This is a genomic window from Streptomyces sp. NPDC051173 (genome assembly GCF_040689515.1).
GTDB lineage: Bacteria > Actinomycetota > Actinomycetes > Streptomycetales > Streptomycetaceae > Streptomyces.
The window spans coordinates 1-18,301 of record NZ_JBFBBD010000089.1; the positions used below are offsets into that span (position 1 = coordinate 1).

An 18,301-nucleotide genomic window follows, 5' to 3' on the forward strand; every position below is an offset into this window, starting at 1 on the left:
TCGTACTGGGCGTACTCGGGTTTTCGGCCGGTGCGGCGAGAGTGCGTGCCGGGCGTCGCGACGCCGCGGAGATCCATCAGACACCCCTTAGCCCGGCGGCTTCCCGAACGTCACCGGCGCCTCGAACGCCGCCCTGCGTGTCGCGCGCCGCAGCGCCTTCAGAACGGTCGGGCCCAGAGCGAGCGTCGCCGTGATCGTCACGACCGCGCGCGGGAGGTCCCAGCCCAGGGACGTGGCCAGGCAGTACGCGACGAAGCGGCCCAGGTTCTCGGACAGCGGGTCGCCCGGGACGAAGGAGATGCCCGTGGCGAGCGAGCCGATGTAGGGCCAGCCCTGGAGGTTCATGATCGTGCCGTAGCAGAGGGAGGACACCGCGCCGTAGCCGGCGAGCAGCAGCACCTCGCGGCGGCCCCGCAGCCGGTCCGGGCCCGGGAGCAGGCCCGCGCCCATCGACACCCAGCCCATCGCCAGCATCTGGAACGGCATCCACGGTCCCACGCCGCCCGTCAGCAGCGCCGACGCGAACATCGAGACCGAGCCCAGCACGAAGCCGAAGCCCGGGCCCAGGACCCGGCCCGAGAGGACCATCAGGAAGAACATCGGCTCGATCCCGGCCGTGCCCGCGCCCAGTGGCCGCAGCGCCGCGCCCGCCGCCGCCAGCACGCCGAGCATCGCGATGGCCTTCGCGTCCAGGCCGGTGTCGGCGATCGTGGCCGCCACGACGGCCAGCAGCAGCGGGAGCAGCGCGGCGAACAGCCACGGAGCGTCCTTGGAGTGGGCGAGTCCGGACGCCGAGTCGGCGAGCAGCGGCCAGCCGAAGGCCATGACGCCGATGGCCGAGATCAGGGCGAGCGCGGTGACGGAGCGCGGGCCCAGGCGGACGGCTCGCGCCTGGCGGTCCCGTGCGGCTCCCGGGGGCCGGGGGTTCGCGTGCGCGTCCGGTGCGGGGCCGGCCGCAGTCGTGGCCTCGCCGCGAGGTCCGGGCGTGCCGGGCGACGGCGTCGCCCCGGTGTCGGCCGGGGTGTGTGCCGGGTCGGTGGGCAGGTCCTTGGGGTTCCCCGTCCCGGTGTCGGCCGGGGTGTGTGCCGGGTCGGTGGGCAGGTCCTTGGGGTTCCTCGCCCCGGTGTCGGCCGGGGTGTGGGTCGTGTCGCCGGGCAGACCCTCGGGGTTCCCGTTCACGCCGACTCCTCCGGCGCTTCCAGCGCCGCCCGTACCTGAGGCACCGTCAGCCACGGCAGCGGGGCCAGGATCTTCGCCACCTGCGGGGCGAACGCCGGGGACGCGACCACGACCTCCGCCGTCGGGCCGTCCGCGACGATCTCACCGTCGGCGATGACGACGACCCGGTGGGCCAGCTCCGCCGCCAGTTCCACGTCGTGCGTGGCCAGGACGACGGCGTGGCCGCCGGAGGCGAGCTCGCGGAGGATCTCCACCAGGCGCTCCTTCGCCGCGTAGTCCAGGCCGCGCGTCGGCTCGTCCAGGAGGATCAGCGGTGGGCGGGCCGTCAGCACCACGGCGAGCGCGAGCGCGAGGCGCTGGCCCTCGGAGAGGTCCCGCGGGTGCGTGGTGTCGGGCACGCCCGGCAGCAGCTCGGAGACCAGGGCCCGGCAGGTGCCGGGCGTGGCCTGTGCGTCGCCGTCCGCCGCCTCGCACTCCGCGGCGACCGTGTCCGCGTACAGCAGGTCGCGCGGCTCCTGCGGTACGAGGCCGACGTGGCGCAGGAGTTCGGCGGGGGCCGTGGCGTGCGGCTTCAGGCCGCCGACGCGCACGGAACCGCCGGTGGGGCGGTGGGCGCCGACGAGGGAGCGCAGGAGGGTGGACTTCCCGGCGCCGTTGCGGCCCATGAGGGCCGTTGTCTCGCCGGGCCGTACGGTCAGGTCGACGTCGCGCAGGGCCGCCACCCGGCCGTGGCGGACGGTGAGGCCCGCGACCCTGGCGGGGGGCTCGTCCTTCTCCGTCCGTTCCTTCCCGGCCGCGCGCGGCTCCGTGTCTCCGACGGGCGCGGACGCGCCAAGGCGTTCCTTCAGCGGGGCCGAGCGCCGGCGGGCGTCCCGTACCGACAGGGGGAGTGGCGACCAGCCCGCCAGTTTGCCGAGGGCCACCACCGGCGGGTGGACCGGGGAGACCGCCATGATCTCCGCCGGGTCGCCGACGACCGGTGCGGTGCCGGGCGCGGGCAGCAGGATGACCTGGTCCGCGTACTGCACGACCCGCTCCAGGCGGTGCTCGGCCATCAGCACCGTCGTGCCCAGGTCGTGGACGAGGCGCTGGAGCACGGCCAGCACCTCCTCCGCCGCGCCCGGGTCGAGCGCGGACGTCGGCTCGTCGAGCACCAGCACCTTCGGGTGGGTGGTCAGCACCGAACCGATGGCCACGCGCTGTTGCTGGCCGCCGGACAGGGTGGCGATCGGCCGGTCGCGCAGGGTGGCGAGACCCAGCAGGTCCAGGGTCTCCTCCACCCGGCGTCGCATCACGGCGGGCGCGACGCCGAGGGACTCCATGCCGTAGGCGAGCTCGTCCTCGACCGTGTCGGTGACGAAGTGGGCCAGTGGGTCCTGGCCCACCGTGCCCACCACGTCGGCGAGTTCGCGCGGCTTGTGCATGCGGGTGTCGCGGCCCGCGACGGTGACGCGGCCGTGCAGCGTGCCGCCGGTGAAGTGCGGTACGAGGCCGCTGACCGTGCCCAGCAGCGTCGACTTGCCGACCCCGGACGGCCCGACGAGCAGGCACAGTTCGCCCTCGGGCACCGTGAGGTCCACCCCGCCGAGCGCGGGCGCGGCGGTGTCGTCGTACGTGACCGACACCTGCTCGAACCGGATCACTGCGGGTCCTCCTCGGACGGGGTGCGGGTGGCGGGGGCCGGTGCCGCGAAGGCCGGCAGCAGGCCCAGCAGGACCGACGCCGCGGGCCAGAGCGGCAGTTCGGGTGCCGTCAGGGGGACGGCAGGGGGGTGGAGGGCGGCGGGCGCGTACGAGTTCGCGTGGATCATCAGGGCCGCGACTGCGACGCCCGAGCCGGAGACCAGCCAGGCGCGCACGCCCCAGCGGTCCGGGCGGTAGCGCGTGCGCACCGAGCGGCGGCCGCCCAGCCACAGCCCGGCCAGCGCCGCGGCGAGCCCGGCGAGCAGCACCGGCAGGCCGTAGCCCGCGCCCACGTCGCCGAGCAGCCCGTAGGTGCCCGCGCAGACGCCGAGCAGACCGCCCAGCGTCAGCGCGGTCGTCGTGTGCCGGACGGCGGGCGGCACTTGGGCGGTGCGGCCGTAGCCCCGCGCGTCCATCGCTGCGGCCAGCGCCACCGAGCGCTCCAGCGCGCCCTCCAGCACCGGCAGCCCCACCTGGAGCAGGGCCTTCGGGCCGCGGTCCGGGCGGCCGCGCAGGCGGCGCGCGGCGCGCAGGCGCTGGACGTCGGAGACGAGGTTCGGGGCGAAGGTCATGGCGACGACGATCGCGACCCCCGCCTCGTAGAGCGCGCCCGGCAGGGACTTCAGGAGCCGGGCCGGGTTGGCGAGCGCGTTGGCCGCGCCGACGCAGACCAGCAGGGTGGCCAGCTTCAGCCCGTCGTACAGGGCGAAGACCAGGCCCTCGGCGCTCACCCGGCCACCGATCCGCACGCCCCGCGCCCAGTCCGGAAGCGGCACCTCCGGGAGGGTGACCAGGATGTGCGTGCCGGGGATCGGGGAGCCCAGCACGACCGCGAACACCAGCCGGATGCCGATGACGGCCAGCCCGAGCTTGAGGAACGCGCCGTACGAGCGCGCCCACGGCGCGTCCGTCCGCCGCGCCGCCACGACGTAACCGGCGACCGCGACGAGCAGCCCGAGGAGCAGGGGATTGGTGGTGCGCGACGCGGCGGTGGCCAGCCCGAGCGCCCACACCCACCAGGCCCCGGCGTGCAGCGCGTCGGCCCGGTGGGCGCGACGCCCGGGGGCGGTCTCCGCCGCCGGGTGGGTGCGGCGGGGCAGCCGGCCGCCCGGTCCGCGCGGGAGGTCGCCGCTGTCCGGCCGCCTCGGTGACGACAGCGGCCCCGACGGCGACGGGAGCCCCGGCGGCTCCGGCGACGACGGCGGCTTCGACGACGGCAGCGGCTCCGGCGACGGCAGCGGCTCCGGGCGGTCGGCCGACGGCCTCGTCGCCGACGGCTCCGTCATGGAGGCGGGCGCCGGCCGGTCCGCCGGCTGTGCCCGGTCGCCCCGCTCGCCCCCGCTCATCCGCGCTTGCGGCGGCGGGCCTGCCACACCCCGGCGGCGCCGAGGACGACCACCGCGGCGATGCCGCCGATCAGCCCGGCCGAGGGACCGCCGCCGGAACCGGAGGACTCCTGCGTGGCGGCCGGCTCCGCGCTTTCCGCGCTCTCCGCGCTCTTCTTGCCGTTCACCTGCTCACCACAGCCCGTCTTCGGGTAGCCCGCGATGGCGCACAGCAGCGCCGCGGAGTCGTACCGCAGCGGCTTGGCGGCGGCCGCGAGCGCCTCACCGGCACTGGCGTCCTTGCCGACCTGCGCGCACGCCGTACGCGCCGGGGGCGGGGTCTCGCCGGAGGGCGCGTCGGCGGGCGTGCCGAAGTCCAGGACGACGGCCACGCGCTTGTCGCCGTCCTTGGCGGGCGTCCGGTCGCACACCGCCCCGAAGCCGGGGGCGGTGCGCGGCTTCGCGGCGTTCTTCGAGTCCTCGCTCACGGCGAAGCGGAATCCGATGGTGTCGCCGTCGGCGGGACGCGTGGTGGCCGGGCCCTGGGTGGCGTACGCCCAGTCCTTGCCCTGGCCCTCCCAGAAGGACCAGTAGCGGTAGCCCGCCGCCTGGGCGGGCGCGGTGGCGAGGACGGCGAGGACCCCGGCGAACAGGAGGCAGCAGAGGGCGGCCAGGGACCGGTGCCCGGCCCTCACAGGTGGTTCTTCTTCTTGCGGCCGCTCAGCAGGAAGCCCGCGCCGACGCTCGCGACGAAGAAGACGCCGACGACCCACCAGATGCCCAGGCCCTTGCCGTCGTCCTTCTTCTTCTCGTCCTTCTTCTGCTCCTCCTTGCCCGACGGGGACGCCGCCGCCTCCGCCTTCGGACCCGTCGCGGTGAGCTGCGAGACGAGGTCCGCGCCGCCGAAGTCGCGCGGGTCCGCGCCCGCCGCGTGGGCGGCCAGGACGAGCTGGGCGTAGGCGGCGGGGCCCGCCTGCTCGGCCCAGGCCGCGGAGTTCTGCTCCAGCCACTTCAGCGGCTTCGCGGCGGCGTCGCGGTGACCGCCCGCCGCGAGGGCGATGACGGCCTCGGCGGTGTTGCCGTAGTCGGGGGCGGGCTTGTCGGCACCGGGCTGGGCGGCGACCAAGTGCGGGCCGTCCTGTTCCTTGTCCATGACCCGCGCGAGGTACGCGGACGCCGCGTCCGCCGCGGCCTTCGGGTCGGACGTCCCGGCCTCGTCGCCCTTGCAGGGCAGCGGCTCCGGAGCGGTGTTGTCCTTGCTCGCGGGCGCCACCGCGTAGCCCTTGCCGAGCCCGGCGAGGGCGGCCGCGGCCGTCGCGTCGGCGTTGGCCGCGAGCTTGCCGGACTTGTCGGGCTGGTACGCGAAGGACCCGCGGTCCGCCTCGGCGACGTCACAGCCCAGCCCGAAGGCGACGAGCCCGTCGTAGGCCGAGGCGCCCCGCTTGGAGGTCACCTTCTTGGGGTCCTCGCCCGCCGCGGCCAGCGCGCCGATCACGATCGAGGTGGAGTTGGCGTCGCTCGGGCCGCCGGGGTTGTAGGCCCAGCCGCCGTCCTCGTTCTGCGTGGACTTCAGCCACCCCACGGCCTTGGTCACGGCGGCACCGTGCCCGCCGAGCGCGGCGAGCGCCTGGACGGCGGCGGCCGTCGCGTTGCTGTCGAGCGGGGTCTTCGCGTCGCACGCCTTGCCGGCGTCGGCGCGGTAGGCGGTGAAGCCGCCGTCCGCGCACTGCTGCCCGGCCAGCCACTCGACGGCGGGCTTCGGGGACGCCACGCCCGCCGTGTGCTGCGCGAGCAGGGCCAGCGACTGCCGGAAGACACCGTCGAACTTCGGGTCCGAGGAGCCGAACAGGCCGGGGGCCGCCGGGGACGGGGACGCGTCCGCGGACGCGGCCGGTGCCATGACCGCGCCGGCCGCGCTCAGGACGGCGGCGGTGGCCAGGGCCGCGGCGCCGCGGCGCGCGTGGACGGCGAAGGAGGGGGCCATGGGGTGTCGGTGCCTCTCGGTGGGTGTCACTGCGAGTGTCGCTGCGGGTGTCATTGCGTGTGTCGTGGCGGGGGTTTCGTGGCCCGCGACGGCTGCGCGGCCGCGCACGGCGACCCCTCCGCGGTCGCTACCGCGGTGGCACCGGGCTCGGCTCCGCATGCCTCGACGGTGCCGGTGGACCGGGCGGTGCCGCCGTCTGGCGGCGCGACCGGGTCCGGGAGCCTGCCGCCTGGGACCGGGTGGTCCGGCTCGTACGGCCGCGCCGCGCCGGGCGGGGCGGGCGGGTCGTAGTGACGGTTGCGGGTCAGCGCCGGATTTGCACCGGCTTTCCCCGTTCCGAGGCGGGATGAAGTTGTCACGGACACTTTAGCTGTGTGCGGTGGGGGTGGATGGGTGGGCGGGTGAGCGGGCGGTGGGGGCCGGGGGCCGGGGGCTGTGGTTCGTGGGCCGGGGGTGTGGCCTCCGGGCTGAGGACCTGGAACGCGGTGCATGGCGCCGTCAGGCGCATTGCGTGCCGTGACCACGCACCGCGTTCCAGAACCTCACCCTCCGGCCCCACCCCCTCCCTCGTTCTTCGGCTCCCGGTTTGTTCTGGTCCCGCCCTCCGTCGTTCTTCGGCTGGTCCGCCATTGCTCACTCCGCCCGGAGCTGGTATCTCGTTCTGACGAGATGTCAGAAAAGCTAGGCGAGAGGCAGTGGTATGCCGGAGATCGTCGAGTACGGACAGCTCTTCATCGGCGGCAGGATGAGTGACCCGGCGGGGCGGGGCGTCATCGAGGTCGTCTCGCCGCACAGCGAGGAGGTCATCGGGCGCGTGCCCCACGCCGGCCGTGCGGACGTCGACCGGGCCGTCGCCGCGGCCCGTACCGCCTTCGACTCCGGCGTCTGGGCCGACCGGCCCCTCGCCGAGCGGATCGAGGTCGTCACCCGGATCAAGGACGGTATCGCCGCGCGCCACGAGGAGATCGCCGAGGTCATCTCCGCGCAGAACGGCTCGCCCCGTTCGTGGAGCGTCCTCGCGCAGGCGCTCGGCGCGATGATGGTGTGGGACTGCGCGATCGGCGTCGCCCGGGAGATCCCGTACGAGGAGCGGCGGGACGGGGTGCTCGGGCCGCTGCTGGTGCGGCGCGAGCCCGTCGGGGTGGTCGCGGCCGTCGTCCCGTGGAACGTCCCCCAGTTCGTGGCCGCCGCGAAGCTCGCGCCCGCGCTGCTCACGGGCTGTTCGGTGGTGCTCAAGCCGGCCCCCGAGACGCCCCTGGACGCCTATATCCTCGCCGAGATCGTCGCGGAGTCCGGGCTGCCGGAGGGTGTCCTCTCCATCCTGCCCGCCGGGCGCGAGGTGGGGGAGTACCTCGTCGGGCACCCCGGGGTCGACAAGGTGTCTTTCACCGGGTCGGTCGCCTCCGGCAAGCGCGTCATGGAGGTCGCCGCCCGCAACCTCACCCGCGTCACCCTGGAGCTCGGCGGGAAGTCCGCCGCGATCATCCTCCCCGACGCCGACCTGGAGGCCGCCGTCGCGGGCATCGTGCCCAGCGCCTGGATGAACAACGGCCAGGCGTGCGTCGCCCAGACCCGCATCCTCGTCCCCCGTGTCCACTACGACGAACTGGCCGGGCGCTTCGCCGCGGCCGCCGACGCCCTCGTCGTCGGTGATCCTCTCGACCCGGCCACACAGGTCGGGCCGCTGGTCGCGCAGCGGCAGCAGCGGCGCTCGCTGGACTACATCGCGCTCGGGCAGCGCGAGGGTGCCAAGGTCCTCGCGGGCGGCGGTCGCCCGGCGGCCCACGAGCGCGGGTGGTACGTCGAGCCCACCCTCTTCGGCGAGGTCACCAACGCCATGCGGATCGCCCGCGAGGAGATCTTCGGCCCCGTCATCTGCCTGCTGCCCTACGAGGACGAGGAGGAGGCCGTGCGCATCGCCGACGACTCCGACTACGGCCTGTCCGGCAGCGTCTGGACCGCCGACGTCGAACGCGGCATCGCCATCGCCCGCCGCGTGCGGACCGGCACCTACTCCGTCAACACCTTCAGCCTCGACATGCTCGGCCCCTTCGGCGGCTACAAGAACTCCGGCCTGGGCCGCGAGTTCGGCCCCGAGGGCTTCGCGGCCTACCAGGAGCTCAAGATGATCCACTTGCCCGCCTCGTAGCGCCGCGCCACCGAAGGAGCGGTCTCCCTCCGGAGGGAGACCGCGCGCCTCGCCCCAGGTGGCTCAACTCCCGGACGGCTCCCCGCCGGTTACTTGTGAGTTCCGCACTGCCTGTTCATGACAGATGCGACTGGCCCGTCCCCCCCGCGCCGTGGAAATCTCGACGCAACGCAGCCGAGGGGGGCATCCGATGGACAAGCGGTACGAGGTCTACTGCCTGGCCGACAGGCACTTCTACGAGACCCCGGACCGCTTGCCCTCCGCCGGGAAGGGCGCCGAGGGGACGGGTCCGAGCGCACTGTTCGAGACCGCGCGGCGCCCGGTCCCGGCCGGCTGGGGCACCGCGCGCAGCGGCGACTGGCTCCACCTCCGGCCGCTGGACGCCACCGGCGAGCCCCGCCCCGGACAGCCGCTCCAGGGCTGGAAGATCCACGTGTCCGCGACGGCGGACACCGCGGACAAGACCGCCGCCGACGTCTGGGACTACTGCGTCGAGCGGTGCATCCCCTTCAAGTTCGTGCCCGGCCCGCACCTGCTGCACTTGCGCAACACCAAATACGCCGGGCGCGACCACAGCGGGAAGTTCATCACGGTCTACCCCGACGGCGAGGAGCAGCTGCGCACCACGCTCACCGAGCTGCACGCGCTCATCGGCGGCCGCCCCGGGCCGTACATCCTCACCGACCTGCGCTGGCACGAGGGCCCGCTCTACGTCCGCTACGGCGCCTTCGCCCGCCGCTTCTGCGTCGACGACCGCGGCACGCTCGTGCCCGCCGTCGAGAACGCCGAGGGGCAGCTCGTGCCCGACGCGCGCACCCCCGCCTTCCAGGTGCCCGCCTGGGTCACCCTCCCCGCCTTCCTCGAACCCCACCTCGCGGCACGCAACGCCACCACCGTCGGCGACCTCCCGTACCGCATCGAGAAGGCCCTGCACTTCTCCAACGGCGGCGGTGTCTATACGGGCACCGACACCCGCGACGGCCGTAAGGCCGTCCTCAAGGAAGGGCGCCCGCACGCCGGGCTCGCCTCCGACGGCGCCGACGCCGTCGCCCGGCTGGAGCGCGAGAAGGCCGCGCTGGAGCGGCTGACCGGCCTCGGTGTCGCCCCCGAGGTCCGCGACTGGTTCACGCTCGGCGACCACAGCTTCCTCGTCATGGACTTCATCGAGGGCCGCACCCTCAACTCCTTCTTCGCCGAGCGCCACCCCCTGCTCACGGCCGACCCCGACCCCGCCGCCACGGCCGACTACACGGCCTGGGCGCTGCGTATCCACCGCGCGGTCGAGGAGGCCGTCACCGCCGTGCACGCCAGGGGGCTGGTCTTCAACGACCTGCACATGTTCAACATCATGGTCGCGCCCGACGAACGCTCCGTCGCCCTCATCGACTTCGAGGCCGCGGCCCCCGCCGCCGAGCACGGCCGCCAGGTCGTCGCCCACCCCGGCTTCTTCGCGCCGCCGGACCGCAGGGGCCCGGACGTGGACCGCTACGCCCTGGCCTGCCTGCGGCTCGCGCTGTTCCTGCCCGTCACCATGCTGTTCGTCATCGACCGGGGCAAGGCCGCGCACCTGGCCGAGGTGATCGCCGAACAGTTCCCCGTGCCACGGGAGTTCCTCGACGAAGCGGTCGCGGAGATCACCCGCGACACCTCGCCCGCCGGGCGGGCGCGCACGGGCCGGGCCGTCGCCGCGCTGCCCGCCACCGACGACTGGCCGCGCGCCCGCGACTCGATGGTCCGCGCGATCCTCGCCTCCGCGACGCCCGACCGCGACGACCGGCTGTTCCCCGGCGACATCGCGCAGTTCGGCGAGGGCGGCGGCCTCGGGCTCGCGCACGGCGCCGCCGGGGTGCTGCACGCCTTCGCCGAGACGGGCGTGGAGCGCTACGAAGAGGGCGAGCGGTGGCTCCTCGACCACACCGACCCGCTGCCCGCCGGCACCCCGCTCGGCCTCTACGACGGCATCGCCGGGATCGCCCTCACCCTCGACCGCCTCGGCCACACCCGCCGCTCCCTCGACCTCACCGGGACCCTGCTCGACGAGAAGTGGCAGCGCCTCACCTCCGACCTCAGGAGCGGCCTGGCCGGGATCGGCCTCGCCCTCGACCACCTCGCGGCGACCACGGGCGAACGGCAGCTCCACGACCGGGCCCTGGAGGCCGCGCAGCTCCTCGCCGACCGGCTGGCCGCCGACGCCGCGGCACCCGCCGACCCGGCCCGCCGCCGCGCCGGGCTCGGCCGCGGCTGCGCGGGCCAGGCACTGCTCTTCCTGCGGCTGTACGAGCGCACCCGCGCCCCCGCCCTGCTCGACCTCGCGGGAACGGCCCTGCGGGCGGACCTCGACCGCTGCGTACGGCGGGAGAACGGCGCCCTCGAAGTCGACGAGGGCTGGCGGATCATGCCGTATCTCGGCGACGGCAGCGTGGGCATCGGCATGGTCCTCGACGACTACCTCGCCCTGTGCCCGGACCCCGACCCGGTCCTCGCCGGCGCGCGCGAGGACATCGTCACGGCCGCCCGGTCCCGCTTCTACGCGCAGCCCGGCCTCTTCCAGGGCCGCGCCGGGATGATCCTGCACCTCAGCCGCACCACGACACCGGGCGCCGACCCGGAGCACCTGGCCGCACAGGTGCGGGCCCTCTCCTGGTTCGCCATGGCCTACGAAGGCGAACTCGCCTTCCCCGGCAGCCAGATGATGCGCCTGTCCATGGACCTCACCACCGGCACCGCGGGCTGCCTGCTCGCCCTGGGCGCGGCCCACGGCGGCACCGCCCAACTGCCGTTCCTGCCGCCCCTGCGGGCGCCCAAGACCCGGCTCCATGCCGTTGTGGAGTCGTGAAAGAAGCAAGAACCCGTCCCCACGAAAGGAACGATCATGGCACTTCTCGACCTGCAGAACATGGAGTCCGAAGAGCTGCACGGCGGCGGTGGCGGCGGTGCGAGCACCGTCAGCCTGCTCTCCTGCGTCAGCGACGCGAGCGTCCTGATCTGTCTGTGACGCGACTGTCCGCGACGTCCCACGGGACGTGACCGGGCCCGGGCGGACCTTCCCCCACGCGGGAGGGTCCGCCCGGGCGCACGACGGAGGTGACGACCGGTGGTGTGGACGGAGAGCGCGCGCGAACTCCCGGAGACCGCGGAGCGGGAGCCGCGCCGCCGCGCGGCACACCGGAAGGCCCGGCGCCTGTCCGCCGGGGACCGGGTGCTGCTCGACACCGCCCGCCACAGCGCCGTACGGGCCACCGCCCTCACCCTCCTCGCCCTCGCCTCCTCCGGCGTGGCCCTCGCCCTGCCCGCCGCCCTCGGCCACACCCTCGACCTCCTCCTCGCACGGCGCCCCGGGACGAGCGGCTGGGTCCTCCTGTGCACCGCCCTCATCTGCGCGCCCGCCGCCCTCGACGCGCTCGACGGCCTGCTCACCGGCACCACCACCGCACGCGCCACCGCCCGGCTCCGCCACCGCCTGCTGCGCCACGTCCTCGCCGCCGGGCCCCGCGCCACCGCCCGCTTCGCGCCCGGCGACCTCGTCACCCGGCTCGTCGGCAACGCCGCCGACGCGGGCACCGCCCCCACCACGCTCGCCGGAGCCGCCTCCGCCGCCGTGGCCCCCCTCGGCGGCATCGTCGCCCTCGGCCTGATCGACCCCTGGCTCGCCCTCGTCTTCCTCGCCGGGGCACCCCTGCTGGCCCTGCTGCTCCGGGCCCTGGCCCGCGCCTCCTCCGACTGCGTCGCGCGCTACCAACGGCTCCAGGGGGACATCGCCGGACGCCTCGTGGAAGCCGTCGGCGGAGCCCGTACGATCGCCGCCGCCGGGACCGCCGGCCGCGAGCGCGAGCGGATCCTGGAACCGCTCCCCGGCCTCTCCGACCAAGGGCACCGCATGTGGCGGGTCCAGGGCCGGGCCGCGGCCCAGGCCGTCACCGTCGTGCCGCTCCTCCAGGTCGCCGTGCTCGCCGTCGCCGGACTGCGCCTGAACCAGGGCCTGCTGAGCGTCGGCGACCTGCTGGCCGCCTCCCGCTACGCCGTGCTCGCCACGGGCGTCGGCATGCTCGTGGGCCACCTCAACGCGGCGGTCCGCGCCCGCGCCGCCGCCGGCCGCCTCGCCGACGTCCTCGCCGTGCCCCCGCTGCCGTACGGGCCGGACGCCCGCCGACTGCCGCCCGGGGACGGCACGTTGGAGCTGCGCGGCGTCGGCGCCGTGCGCGGCGGCAGGCACGTCCTGCGCGACCTGGACCTGATCGTGCCGGGCGGCACGTCACTGGCCGTCGTCGGCCGCTCCGGCACCGGGAAGTCCGTCCTGGCCGCGCTCGCCGGACGGCTGGCCGACCCGGACTCCGGCGTGGTCGCCCTCGACGGGGTCCCGCTGCCCGAGCTCGGCCACGACCAACTGCGGCGCGCGGTCGGCTACGCCTTCGAACGGCCCGCGCTGCTGGGCGGCACGATCGGCGGCACGGTGGCGTTCGGCGTACGCGACCCGGGCCCCGGCGCGGTGACGGCCGCGGCCCGAGCGGCGTGCGCGGACGGCTTCGTCCGCAGGCTCCCGCGGGGCTACGCCACCCCCTGCGCCGAGGCGCCCCTCTCCGGCGGCGAGGCCCAACGGCTCGGCCTGGCACGGGCGTTCGCACACGCCGAGCGCGTCCTGATCCTGGACGACGCGACCTCCAGCCTCGACACGGTCACGGAGCACGAGGTCGCGACGGCCCTCGTCCGCGACGTCGCCGCCCGCACCCGCCTCGTCGTCGCCCACCGCGCGTCGACGGCGGCCCGCGCGGACGCCGTCGCCTGGCTGGACGAGGGGCGCGTCCGCGCGGTGGGCACGCACGAGCAACTGTGGCGCTGCGCGGCTTACCGGGCGGTGTTCGGTGGGTGAACGTCCGCGGGGGCGGCGGGGTTCTCCCGAACCGGGGCTCGCGCCCCAGGCCCCCGGGGTGCGCATTCAGCCCGTGGGGGCACCTCCCAGCGGTAGCTGGGGGAGTTCGAGGACGCCGCCGCAGGCGGCAATGGACCCGCAGTCGGGGGCCTGGGGCGCGAGCCCCGGTTCGGGAAGGGGCGGGGCTGGGGAAAGAACCCCGCCGCTGCCCGAGCCGTCACCCCGAAGGGAGCCCCGAATGACCCGAGCCACGTCCTCCCTGTCCCGGCAGGGACTCCGTTTTCTGGCGGCCCGCCGCCCGGCGATCGCCCGGCTCGCCGCCTGGTCCGCCGTCGAAGCCGCGCATACTTTCGCCACCGGATACGCCCTGGCCAAGGCCCTGGACAGCGGTTTCCTCGCCCACCGGCCGGGCGAGGGACTCGCCTGGCTCGGGTTCGCCGCGCTCGCCGTCGTCGTCGGCGCGTACGGCACCGGCCGTACGTACCGCGGCGTGGCCGCCCTCGTCGAGCCGCTGCGCGACCGGCTCGTGGGCCGCGTCGTGACGCGGGCGCTGCGGGTCGCCGACGGCGCGGCCGTCTCCCGGCTCACGCATCAGGTGGAGATCGCCCGCGACACGTTCGCCGGGCTGGTGATGGTCTCGCGGTCCTTCGTCTTCACGGCGGCCGGGGCGCTGGTGGGCCTGTCCCTGCTTGCGCCCGTGCTGCTGGTGGTCGTGGTGCCGCCGCTCGCGCTCGGCCTCGGGCTGTTCCTGGCGACGCTGCGGCCGCTCGCCCGCAGGCAGGAGACGTTCCTGGCCACGGACGAAGCCATCGCGAAGTCCCTCGGCGAGGTGGCCGGGGGGCTGCGGGACATCACGGCGGGCGGTGCCGAGGCGTACGCCGGCGCGGAGACGGGCGCCCTCGTCGACGAGGAGTTCCGCGCCTCCCTCGCCCTGGCCCGCTGGTCGGTGCTGCGGGTCGTCGCGCTGGCCGTCGCGGGCCGCCTGCCGCTCGTCCTGCTGCTGGTCACCACCCCGTGGCTGCTGGACCGCGGCGTCACCCCGGGCGCGCTCGTCGGCGCCCTCGCCTACCTCACGCAGTCGCTGCTGCCCGCCCTCCAGGACCTCGTCCACGGCCTGGGGGCGAGCGGTTCGCGGCTGGCCGTGGTCCTGCGCCGGCTGACGGACGGGCCGCCCCTGCCACCGCCGCCCCCGGGGCCGCTCGAACCCGCCGCCGCGGCCGTCGAGTTGCGGAACGTCACCTTCTCCTACGGTGACCACGCCGACCCCGTCCTCCGCGCCCTCGACCTCGTCGTGCCCGTCGGCGGCCGGCTCGCCGTCGTGGGTCCGTCGGGCGTCGGCAAGTCGACGCTGGCCGGGCTCGTCGCCGGGCTGCTGGAGCCGGGGAGCGGCGAGGTGCGCGTGGCCGGGGGACGCGCCGGGCGGGTCCTGATCCCGCAGGAGGCGTACGTCTTCTCCGGCACGCTCGCCGACAACCTCGGCTACCTCCGCCCGGACGGCGTGCCCGAGGAGGAGCTCCACGCCGCGGCCGAGGCCCTCGCCATGACTCGACTCGTCCATCGGCTGGGCGGTTTCACCGCGCCGCTGGCCCCCACGGAGCTCTCGGCGGGCGAGCGTCAGCGCGTCGCCCTGGCCCGCGCCTATCTGGCGCCCGCGCGCATCGCGGTCCTGGACGAGGCCACGTGCCACCTCGACGCGGAAGCGGAGGCGTGCGTGGAGCGCGCCTTCGCGCACCGGCCCGGCGGCACCCTGATCGTCATCGCCCACCGCATGGGCTCGGCGCGCCGCGCGGACCGGGTGCTGGTGATGGACGGGGCGCGCACGGTCCTCGGCACGCACGAGGAGCTGCTGGAGGAGTCGGAGCTCTATCGCGACCTGACGGCGGAGGTGCGCCCGGACCGGCTCGGTTCGGCGTCGTGAAACCGGTCGCTTCGGTGTCGTGAAACCGGCTCGGTCCGGTGTCGTGAAGCGGTGCCTCCGGGAGTCCCGGAGGCACCGCGGCGGCCGCTCAGACCCAGCCCTCCACCCGCGAGATGCGGATCGCGTCCACCCGGTTGCGGGCTCCTGTCTTGCGGGTGATCGCCGCCATGTAGTTGCGGACCGTTCCGTTCGACAGGTGCAGGCTGCGGGCTATCTCCCCGATGGAGGCGCCTTCCGCCGCGAGGGAGAGGACGGTCAGCTCCCGGTTGGTCAGCGGAATGTCGGAGGCCTGCAGGAAGCTGTAGCCGAGGGACTCGTCGATATAGCGCTCGCCTTTCGCCACCCGCCTTATGCCCTCGATCAGCCGGCCAGGTGAAGCGTTTTTGCTCAAGTACCCCAAGACGCGCTGCTCGTACGCCCGGCGCAGGGGGCCCGGCCGTTCCGCCGTCGCCAGGGCCAACAGGGCCGTGGCGCCGTCCCCGGTGTCACACCATGCCGAGAGCTCCCGCAGGCCGTACGGCCCGCCGGCCTCGGGGCTGTCCATGTCCACCACGCACACATGGGGGAGCAGCGCCCGTGACTCGGCCACCGAGTGGGTCCAGGAGGACGCCGAGACCTCCAGGTCGGGTTCTCGTCCGATCAGCGCCGCCAGGGCGGCGCGCAGCAGATGGGTGTCGTGCACCAGCAAGACCCGGATCACGGTGTCAGCCCCCGCCCTCCCCGCCACCCCGGGCGGCGAACGCCGCGCCGGGTACCTCGTCAAAGTCATACCGGCGTGTGCCACGGTCACGGGCGCGGATAACTGACCTGCGGGGGGCGCAAGGGCGCACACTTCACGCCACGCGCGCCCCAAGTTCACTCGAACGCGCCCCCCCGGAACCTCTTGCCAGCGGAAACCGGAGAGGGGCGTTCTACGGCAAAGCGGGGTGAAGTGGTCGGTCAGTGGGGAGAGTTGGGGCTGCTGGGGGTGATGAGCCGGCAAACCGTCTCGATGTCGATCTTGACCTGGGCGATGGAAGCCCGGCCGGACAGCCAGGTGATCAGTGCCGAGTGCCAGGTGTGCTCGATGACGCGCACGGCCGAGAGTCGCTCGGGGGTGGGCGGCCCGGCCGCGCCCGCGGGCCCCATCGCGTCCAGGATGATCGCCGTGGTCAACCGGGAGACGGTGTCGACCTCGGAGCTCACGGACCGGTCGGCGAAGGTGAGGGCGCGCACCATCGCGTCCGCGAGGTGCGGCTCGCGCTGCATCGCGCGGAAGGCCCGCATCAGCGTCTGGGCCACGCGCGCCGCCGGGTCCTCGTCGGTCAACGGGCGCTTGCGCAGGGTCTCGTGGAGCTGCTGGAGCTGGTCCTGCATGGTGGCGACCAGCAGGTGGATCTTCGAGGGGAAGTAGCGGTAGAGCGTGCCGAGCGCCACGTTCGACGACTCGGCGACCTCCCGCATCTGCACGGCGTCGAAGCCGCCGCGGGTCGCCAGCCGGGTGGTGGCCTGGAGAATGCGCCGCCGCCTGGCCTCCTGACGCTCCGTCAGCAGGGGTTTGGGCAGCGGGGAAGGGGCGGCCGGCGCCGGCGTCGGAGCCGGCCTGGAGTCCGTAGTCATATGTCCCATTCCGTGGCAAGCCGTCCAGCGGTGTCCGTGGGGCCCGGACGGCACAGCATGGCAGGGGCCGAGCCGTGGCGCGAATCACCCGGTCCCGCCCGCCCGACCGGCTGTCCGGCCGGTAGATTCAAGGCTTCCGGACTACCCAGTCTGAAACTTGTTCTAGATTAGCGCGACCGGTTACGCTCCGGCGGGAACAGCAGCGAGAAGGAGGCCGGGAGTGACCGCGGAGGCCACGGAGGCAACGCTCGCGCACGACGACCACCCCGTGGACGGGGGCGGTGACCGCCCGCTGCGGATCGCCCTGCTCACGTATAAGGGGAACCCGTTCTGCGGTGGCCAGGGGGTCTACGTACGCCACCTCTCCCGCGAGCTCGCCCACCTCGGTCACCACGTCGAAGTCATCGGCTCGCAGCCCTATCCCGTCCTCGACGGGGACGGCACCGCCGTCGGCAGCGGCGGCCGGGTGAGCCTCACCGAGCTGCCCAGCCTCGACCTCTACCGCCAGCCCGACCCCTTCCGCACGCCCGGCCGCGACGAGTACCGCGACTGGATCGACGCGCTGGAGGTGGCCACCATGTGGACCGGCGGCTTCCCGGAGCCGCTCACCTTCAGCCTGCGGGCCCGCCGTCACCTCGCCGCGCACCGCGGCCGGTTCGACGTCGTGCACGACAACCAGACGCTCGGCTACGGCCTGCTCGGCGGCCCCGCCGTGCTCGGGGCGCCCCTGGTGACCACCATTCACCACCCCATCACCGTCGACCGGCAGCTCGACCTCGACGCCGCGGCCGACTGGAAGCGGCGCGCGTCCGTGCGCCGCTGGTACGGCTTCACCCGCATGCAGAAGCGGGTCGCGCGGCGGCTGCCGTCCGTGCTGACCGTCTCCGGGTCCTCGCGGCAGGAGATCGTCACCCACCTCGGGGTCTCCCCGGACCGGGTCCACGTCGTGCCCATCGGCGCCGACACCGACCTCTTCTCGCCCGACCCGGCCGTGCCCGAGGTGCCCGGCCGGATCGTCACCACCTCCAGCGCGGACGTCCCCCTCAAGGGCCTCGTCCACCTCGTCGAGGCACTGGCCGTCGTGCGCGCGCGGCACCCCGCCGCCCACCTCGTCGTGGTCGGCAAGCGCGCGGAGGACGGCCCGGTGGCCACCGCCATCCGGCGGTGCGGCCTCGAAGGCGCGGTCGAGTTCGTCAAGGGCATCACCGACGCGGAACTCGTCGACCTGGTGCGCTCGGCCCAGATCTCCTGCGTCCCCTCGCTGTACGAGGGCTTCTCCCTGCCGGCCGCCGAGGCGATGGCCACGGGCACGCCGCTGGTCGCCACGACGGGCGGGGCCATCCCCGAGGTCGCCGGGCCCGACGGCGAGACCTGCCTCGCGGTGCCGCCGGGCGACCCCGGAGCGCTGGCCTCCGCGCTGCACCGGCTGCTCGGCGACGAGGCGCTCCGGCGCCGGCTCGGCACGGCGGGCCGCGAGCGCGTCCTGTCCCGCTTCACCTGGCGGCAGGCGGCCATCGGGACCGCCGAGCGCTACCGCTCGGCGATCGCCCGGCAGGGCGCCGCCGCGGTGGCGGGGCGGCGCGGCTGATGCCGCTCCC

At 75.1% G+C, this 18,301-nt stretch carries 13 protein-coding genes and 1 riboswitch; of the genes, 6 read left to right on the plus strand and 7 right to left on the minus strand.

The features are described 5' to 3' along the window. Window positions 1–87: 87 nt before the first annotated feature. The 5 genes from AB0435_RS30075 to AB0435_RS30095 all read right to left on the minus strand — a co-directional run bounded on the left by AB0435_RS30075 (window position 88) and on the right by AB0435_RS30095 (window position 6,170). The gene (locus AB0435_RS30075; protein WP_366428409.1) at window positions 88–876 is read right to left on the minus strand and encodes an ECF transporter S component; all 789 of its coding nucleotides are present in this window, start codon (window positions 874–876) and stop codon (window positions 88–90) included. A 299-nt stretch (window positions 877–1,175) separates the two neighbouring features. Then, window positions 1,176–2,822: an ATP-binding cassette domain-containing protein gene (locus tag AB0435_RS30080; RefSeq protein ID WP_366006999.1), complete on the minus strand. Its 1,647-nt coding sequence runs from the start codon at window positions 2,820–2,822 to the stop codon at window positions 1,176–1,178. Next, entirely contained in the window at window positions 2,819–4,147 is a 1,329-nt protein-coding gene (locus AB0435_RS30085; RefSeq protein WP_366006998.1) for a CbiQ family ECF transporter T component, read from the minus strand. The genes AB0435_RS30080 and AB0435_RS30085 overlap by 4 nt, the downstream gene beginning before the upstream one ends. 56 nt (window positions 4,148–4,203) lie before the next feature. Then, entirely contained in the window at window positions 4,204–4,860 is a 657-nt protein-coding gene (locus AB0435_RS30090) for an SCO2322 family protein (RefSeq protein ID WP_366428410.1), read from the minus strand. A gap of 17 nt (window positions 4,861–4,877) precedes the next feature. After that, complete coding sequence (locus AB0435_RS30095) at window positions 4,878–6,170, minus strand: prenyltransferase/squalene oxidase repeat-containing protein (protein ID WP_366006997.1); 1,293 nt, start codon at window positions 6,168–6,170, stop codon at window positions 4,878–4,880. 218 nt (window positions 6,171–6,388) lie between these two features. After that, window positions 6,389–6,542, minus strand: a riboswitch (cobalamin riboswitch). 328 nt (window positions 6,543–6,870) lie between these two features. Between AB0435_RS30095 and AB0435_RS30100 the strand changes: the two genes are divergently transcribed. The 5 genes from AB0435_RS30100 (at window position 6,871) to AB0435_RS30120 (ending at window position 15,104) form a co-directional block, all read left to right on the plus strand. Further along, window positions 6,871–8,319, plus strand: a complete 1,449-nt coding sequence (locus AB0435_RS30100) for an aldehyde dehydrogenase (protein ID WP_366428402.1) — start codon at window positions 6,871–6,873, stop codon at window positions 8,317–8,319. A 190-nt stretch (window positions 8,320–8,509) separates the two neighbouring features. Beyond that, the gene (gene lanKC / locus AB0435_RS30105) at window positions 8,510–11,155 is read left to right on the plus strand and encodes a class III lanthionine synthetase LanKC (RefSeq protein ID WP_366428403.1); all 2,646 of its coding nucleotides are present in this window, start codon (window positions 8,510–8,512) and stop codon (window positions 11,153–11,155) included. 36 nt (window positions 11,156–11,191) lie between these two features. Continuing rightward, a complete protein-coding gene (locus tag AB0435_RS30110; protein WP_366006994.1) occupies window positions 11,192–11,314 on the plus strand; it encodes a SapB/AmfS family lanthipeptide in 123 nt (40 codons plus the stop codon). Between the two features lie 204 nt (window positions 11,315–11,518). Next, the gene (locus AB0435_RS30115; RefSeq protein WP_366007003.1) at window positions 11,519–13,186 is read left to right on the plus strand and encodes an ABC transporter ATP-binding protein; all 1,668 of its coding nucleotides are present in this window, start codon (window positions 11,519–11,521) and stop codon (window positions 13,184–13,186) included. A gap of 238 nt (window positions 13,187–13,424) precedes the next feature. Next, window positions 13,425–15,104, plus strand: a complete 1,680-nt coding sequence (locus tag AB0435_RS30120) for an ATP-binding cassette domain-containing protein (protein ID WP_366428404.1) — start codon at window positions 13,425–13,427, stop codon at window positions 15,102–15,104. Between the two features lie 88 nt (window positions 15,105–15,192). On the opposite strand, the gene AB0435_RS30125 is transcribed toward AB0435_RS30120, so the two are convergent. Together AB0435_RS30125 and AB0435_RS30130 are read right to left on the minus strand one after the other, a co-directional pair. Then, complete coding sequence (locus AB0435_RS30125; protein ID WP_366428405.1) at window positions 15,193–15,804, minus strand: response regulator transcription factor; 612 nt, start codon at window positions 15,802–15,804, stop codon at window positions 15,193–15,195. Window positions 15,805–16,043: 239 nt separating this feature from the next. Beyond that, complete coding sequence (locus AB0435_RS30130) at window positions 16,044–16,703, minus strand: TetR family transcriptional regulator (protein WP_366006991.1); 660 nt, start codon at window positions 16,701–16,703, stop codon at window positions 16,044–16,046. Between the two features lie 220 nt (window positions 16,704–16,923). Between AB0435_RS30130 and AB0435_RS30135 the strand changes: the two genes are divergently transcribed. Continuing rightward, window positions 16,924–18,291 carry a glycosyltransferase family 4 protein gene (locus tag AB0435_RS30135; protein ID WP_366006990.1) on the plus strand — a complete coding sequence of 456 codons (1,368 nt, stop codon included), beginning with the start codon at window positions 16,924–16,926 and terminating at the stop codon, window positions 18,289–18,291. Window positions 18,292–18,301 lie beyond the last annotated feature (10 nt).

What these genes read in the sequence shown, in the direction of transcription:
- AB0435_RS30085 (WP_366006998.1), bottom strand. Translation starts at nt 4,147, where the DNA reads ATGACGGAGCCGTCGGCGACGAGGCCGTCGGCCGACCGCCCGGAGCCG.
- AB0435_RS30095 (WP_366006997.1), bottom strand. Translation starts at nt 6,170, where the DNA reads ATGGCCCCCTCCTTCGCCGTCCACGCGCGCCGCGGCGCCGCGGCCCTG.
- AB0435_RS30100 (WP_366428402.1), top strand. Translation starts at nt 6,871, where the DNA reads ATGCCGGAGATCGTCGAGTACGGACAGCTCTTCATCGGCGGCAGGATG.
- lanKC (WP_366428403.1), top strand. Translation starts at nt 8,510, where the DNA reads ATGGACAAGCGGTACGAGGTCTACTGCCTGGCCGACAGGCACTTCTAC.
- AB0435_RS30110 (WP_366006994.1), top strand. Translation starts at nt 11,192, where the DNA reads ATGGCACTTCTCGACCTGCAGAACATGGAGTCCGAAGAGCTGCACGGC.
- AB0435_RS30120 (WP_366428404.1), top strand. Translation starts at nt 13,425, where the DNA reads ATGACCCGAGCCACGTCCTCCCTGTCCCGGCAGGGACTCCGTTTTCTG.
- AB0435_RS30130 (WP_366006991.1), bottom strand. Translation starts at nt 16,703, where the DNA reads ATGACTACGGACTCCAGGCCGGCTCCGACGCCGGCGCCGGCCGCCCCT.